Source organism: Pseudomonas sp. DVZ6 (assembly GCF_024259445.1).
Lineage (GTDB): Bacteria > Pseudomonadota > Gammaproteobacteria > Pseudomonadales > Pseudomonadaceae > Aquipseudomonas > Aquipseudomonas peradeniyensis.
In genome coordinates this window covers 1-5,710 of the sequence record NZ_JANCLM010000080.1, presented here as the reverse complement: position 1 = coordinate 5,710, position 5,710 = coordinate 1, and the positions used below count along the sequence as shown (strand labels likewise).

Sequence of the window (5,710 nt, the reverse complement as noted above, 5' to 3'; positions counted from 1 at the left end):
ACGCTCCACCGCGATGCCCACCAGCACATCCGGCCCCACGCCCTGCTCGCGCAGCTTGTGCGCCAGGCGATTGGCGCGACGGTTGAGCTGGTCGTAGCTCAGCGCCTGCCCGGCGAAGGTCACGGCGACCGCTTCAGGCGTACGCGCCGCCTGCGCTTCGATCAACTCCTGGGCACAAGCCGAGCTTGGATAACGCTGCACGTCGGCTTTCCACTCGCCCTGCTCAGCCACATCGAGCAACGGCAACTGCGCCACACGCTGCGCGTGGTCCTGGCAAATGCCCTGCAACAGGTTGCGCCAATGCCGGCCGATGCGCTCGACCGTGGCCGGGTCGAACAGCGAGGCGGCGTAGGTCAGTGCCGCGATCAGCCCGCCGTCGTGTTCGGCGGTGTTGAGGATCAGGTCGAACTGGGTGGTCTGCCCTTCCCAGCTCAAGCCCTCGACCTGCAGCTCGCCGAGCTGACGGGCCATGCCCGGGCTTTCGGCCTGGTGGTTGAACAGCACCTGGAACAGCGGGTTGTGGCTCATGCTGCGCTCAGGCTGCAGCGCCTCGACCAGTTGCTCGAACGGCAGGTCCTGATGCGCCTGGGCCTGCAGCGCGGCCTCGCGGACCTGCTGCAGCAACACGGTGAAGGTGGTCTGCGGCGCGAACTCGGCCTTGAGCACCTGGGTGTTGACGAAGAAGCCGATCAGCCCCTGGGTTTCGGCCCGGGCACGGTTGGCCACCGGCACGCCGACACGGATATCGGCCTGGCCGCTGTAGCGGTGCAGCAGCGTCTGGAACGACGCCAGCAACAGCATGAACAGGGTCACCCCCTGCTGACGCGCCAAGGTCTTGAGCGCCTGGGCCAGGGAGGCATCGATATCGATGGCCAGGCGCGCGCCGTGGAAGTTCTGCACCGACGGCCGCGGACGGTCGACGGGCAGCTCCAGCAGCGGCTGCTCGCCGGCCAGCTGCTGGCGCCAGTAGCCGAGCTGGCGCTCCTGCTCGCCCGCTTCCATCCAGTCGCGCTGCCACAACGCGTAGTCGGCGTACTGGATCGGCAGCTCAGCCAGGGTAACCGGCGAGCCCTGGCGCAAGCCTTGGTAAAGACGGATCAGCTCGTCCACCAGGATCGGCGTGGACCAGCCATCGGAGACGATATGGTGCACGGTGAGAATCAGCACATGCTCATCAGACCCCAGCACCAGCAGCCTGACCCGCAGCAGTGGGCCCTGTTGCAGGTCGAAGGGTTGCTGCACCTCGGCCTCCACCCGTGCACGGATGGCCGCTTCCAGATTTGCCGGATCGGCAACCGCGAACGGCTCAACCGCCAATGCCAGCGGCAAGGGCGGATGGACGACCTGCACCGCGCCGTCACCCTCCTGGCGGAAGGTGGTGCGCAGGGTCTCGTGGCGCGCCACCAGGCTGTCGAAGCTGCGCTGCAACGCCTCGATATCCAGCGCGCCCTTGAGCCGCAGCGCCGCCGGAATGTTGTAGGCGGCGCTGTGCGGATCGAGCTGCCAGAGGAACCACTGGCGCTGCTGTGCGTATGAAAGCGCTGCCCCGTCCGCAGAGTCCCTTCTGAAGATCGGGGTGACCCCGTAGAGGTTGACACCCTGGCGCTTGAGCAAGGCTGCCAATGCCTTGCGCTCCCTGGTGGACAGCGACTTTACGGAGTCGAGCAGCTCTTGCACTTTGAATGTCTCCCGCTAAGCGATCAGATTATCTATTTCCTGTGCAGTAAGACGTTTCAAGGCCTCCAGGGATTTAGTCAGTTCGTCATGGGCGTTGGCGACCTGCCCCGACTTGCGTTCGACCACCTGGCTGAAATCGGCCAGGGTGGCCTGCTCGAACAGCTCGTTCAGGCTCAGGTCGACGCCCAGTTGCTCGCGCACCCGGCCGATCACCTGGACAATCAGCAACGAGTGCCCACCCAGGTCGAAGAAGTTGTCCTGCAGCCCCACCCGCTCGACATGCAGCACCTCGGCCCAGATCGCCGCCAGCTTGCGCTCCAGCTCCGTGACCGGCGCCACATGGGCCGGCTGCAGCTGGCTGGCGTCCGGCAGCGGCAGGGCCTTGCGGTCCAGCTTGCCGTTGGGGGTCTGCGGCATGCGCGCAAGGCCCACCAGGTGGCTCGGCACCATATAGTCCGGCAGCCCGGCCTTGAGGTGCGCGCGCAGCTCGCCGCGCAGCGCTTCCACGCCTTGCTGCGCGTCGTGCAGCACCAGGTAAGCCGCCAGCTGTTTGCCGGTCGGGCCGTCGATATCGATCACCGCGGCCTCGCGGATCGCCGGGTGCAACAGCAGGCGCTCCTCGATTTCGCCCAGCTCGATGCGGAAGCCACGGATCTTCACCTGGTGGTCCAGGCGCCCGACATACTCGATCACGCCGTCGTCGCGGTAGCGGGTCAGGTCGCCGGTGCGGTACAGGCGCGCGCCCGGCTCGCTGGCGAACGGATCCGGCACGAAGCGCTCGGCGGTGAGGCCCGGACGGTTGTGGTAGCCCCGCGCCAAGCCATCGCCGCCGATCAGCAGCTCGCCGCGCGCGCCTTGCGCCAACACGTCGAGCTCGTCACTGACCACGTGCAGGCGGGTGTTGGCCAGCGGACGGCCCAGCCACACATCGTCGCTGGCGGTCAGGTAGTGGCAGGCCGACCAGATGGTGGTCTCGGTCGGGCCGTAGACGTTCCACACATGCCCGGCCTGGGCAATCAGGCGCTGGGCCAGCTCGGCGCTCAGCGCCTCGCCGCCGCACAGCACCTTCTTGCCGGCGAAGGCACCGGGCGCCGCAGCATCCAGCAGCATGCGCCAGGTCGATGGCGTGGCCTGGACGACGCTGACCGCCTGGGCCTGGATCACCGCCAGCAAGGCCTGCGGGTCCTTGTTCACCTGCTCGCCCAGCAACACCACGCTAGCGCCGCGCAGCAACGGCAGGTACAGCTCGAGGCCGGCGATATCGAACGACAGCGAGGTCAGCGACAGCACCTTGTCCTGGGCGTCGATGCCCGGCTGGCGCGCCATGCTGCACAGGAAGTTGACCAGCGCGTCGTGGCGGATGGTCACGCCCTTGGGCTTGCCGGTGGAGCCGGAGGTGTAGATCACGTACGCGAGGTTTTCCGGCAGTGCCAGCTGGCGCGGATTGTCCTCGCCGTGCTCGGCTGGCAGCGGCTGGTCCAGGCACAGGCTGTGCACCTGCGGCGGAATCGGCAGGCGCTGCAGCAGGCTGGACTGGGTCAGCAGCAGCGCGATGCCGCTGTCCTCCATCATGTAAGCCAGGCGGTCCTCGGGGAACTGCGGGTCCAGCGGCACATAGGCGCCACCAGCCTTGAGCACCGCCAGCAGGCCGACCAGCATGTCAAGGCTGCGCTCCACGGCGATCCCCACCAGCACATCGGGGCCGACGCCCAGGCTGCGCAGGTGATGGGCCAGGGCGTTGGCGCGACGGTTAAGCTGCTCATAGCTCAGCGACTGCTCGCCCAGCACCGCAGCGATGGCCTGCGGCGTGCGTGCGGCCTGCGCCTCGATCAACTGCTGGACGGTCTGCCCGCGTGGATAGTCGGCGGCGCTGTCATTCCAGGCGTGCAGGGTGCGCTCGCGCTCCTCGCGGCTCAGCAGCGGCAGTTCGGCAACCCGCTGCCCGGCGTCCTGGCAGATGCCCTGCAACAGGTTGCGCCAGTGCTCGGCCATGCGCGCCACGCTGGCGGCCTCGAACAGGCTGGTGGCGTAGGTCAGGGTCGCGCTCAGGCCGCCTTCGTGCTCGGCGGTGTCCAGGGTCAGGTCGAACTGCGCGGTCTGCTTGTCCGAGACCAGACCCTGCAGGCTGAGGCCCGCCAGCTCGCGGGATTCGCCCAGCACCTGGGTCTGGTGGTTGAACAGCACCTGGAACAGCGGGCTGTGGCTCAGGCTGCGCTCCGGCTGCAGGGCCTCGACCAGTTGTTCGAAGGGCAGCTCCTGGTGCGCCTGGGCGCCCAGGGCGGCGTGCTTGACCTGTTGCAGCAGCTCGTCGAAGCGCAGTTGCGGCTGGAAACGGGCATCCAGCACCTGGGTGTTGACGAAGAAGCCGATCAGCCCTTCGGTCTCGGCCCGGGTGCGGTTGGCCACTGGCACGCCGACGCGGATGTCTGCCTGACCGGAATGGCGATGCAGCAAGGCCTGGAACGAAGCCAACAGGAGCATGAACAGGGTCACGTCCTGTTGCCCGGCCAGCGCCTTGAGCTGGGCAACCAGGCCCGGCTCCAGGCTCACCTGCAGGCGAGCGCCGTCGTATTGCTGCACGGCGGGACGCGGGTGGTCGGTGGCCAGCTCGAGGATCGGCTGGCTGCTGCCCAGGCGCGCTTGCCAGTAGTCCAGCTGGCGCTGTTGCTCGCCAGCCTCCATCCACTGGCGCTGCCAGGCGGCGTAGTCGGCGTACTGAAACGCCAGGGCCGGCAGCTGCGGGGCCTTACCCTGCAGATGGCTTTCATAGCCGCGCACCAGTTCGTCGACCATGATCGGCATCGACCAGCCGTCGGCAACGATATGGTGCAGGGTCAGCACCAGCACATGCTCGTCGGCGGACAGGCGCAGCAGGCGGGCGCGTAGCAGCGGGCCGCGCTCGAGGTTGAACGGCTCGCGCACCTGGGCCTCGACCCAGGCCTGCAGCGCCGTTTCATCCAGGGCAGCCGACGCGACCTGCAGCGGAACATCGAGCGTCGGGTGCACCACCTGTTCGGCGCTGTCGCCCTGCTGCCTGAAGGTGGTGCGCAGGGTTTCGTGACGGGCGATCAGCGCGGCGAAGCTGCTGCGCAGGGCCTCGATATTCAGTTCGCCCTTCAGACGCAGGGCCGAAGGGATGTTGTGGGCGGCGCTGTCCGGCTCCAGCTGCCAGAGGAACCACTGGCGTTGCTGGGCGTAGGACAACGGCAGCGGCTGGCTGCGGTCCACGACAGTGAACGCCGGCGCCTGGCTGGCCGAACCCTGGCCGGCAGCCTGGGCGAAGGCCAGCAGGTCGGCGGACTCGAACAGGCTGCGCAGCGGGATTTCCAGCTCCAAGCGCTGGCGGATCCGCGAGGTCACTTGGGTGGCCAGCAACGAGTGGCCACCGAGCTCGAAGAAGTTGTCGTGCAGGCCCACCTGCTCGACCTTCAGCACTTCGCTCCAGATCGCGGCCAGTTGTTGTTCCAGCGCCGTGCGTGGCGCCACGTAGCCTTGTTGCAGTTGGCTGGCGTCGGGCTTGGGCAGGGCCTTGCGGTCCAGCTTGCCGTTGGCCGTCAGCGGCCACTGGTCCAGCACAAGGAAGTGGGTCGGGACCATGTAGTCCGGCAGGTTGGCTTTCAGGTGCTGTTTCAGCGTGTCACGCAACGTTGCGTGGTCTGCATTTACATCTTGGGCGATCAGGTAAGCGGCCAGTTGCTTGCCCCCTGCCCCGTCGATATCCAGCACCAGCACTTCGCGTACGGCGGCATGCTCTTGCAGGCGTGCCTCGATTTCGCCCAGTTCGATACGGAAGCCACGGATCTTCACCTGATGGTCGATCCGGCCCACGTATTCGATCACGTCCTGACCGCGATAACGGGCCAGGTCGCCGGTGCGGTACAGACGTCCGCCTTCGCTGGAGAACGGATCCGGTACGAAGCGTTCGGCGGTCAGCGAGGCACGGTTGTGGTAACCGCGGGCCAGGCCGGCATGGCCAACGTGCAGCTCGCCCGTGCAGCCCTTGGCCACCGGATTGAAATCGGCATCCAGTACA

2 protein-coding genes are annotated in these 5,710 nt (G+C 67.5%); both read right to left on the bottom strand.

Annotated features, from left to right (window positions below; all coding sequences use genetic code 11):
• Positions 1-1,677, bottom strand: a 1,677-nt coding sequence (locus NMG10_RS25650; protein WP_254465363.1) for a condensation domain-containing protein, incomplete at its 3' end; no start/stop codon positions are given.
• A gap of 15 nt (positions 1,678-1,692) precedes the next feature.
• A partial coding sequence (locus NMG10_RS25645; RefSeq protein WP_254465362.1) for an amino acid adenylation domain-containing protein occupies positions 1,693-5,710 on the bottom strand: 4,018 nt, incomplete at its 5' end.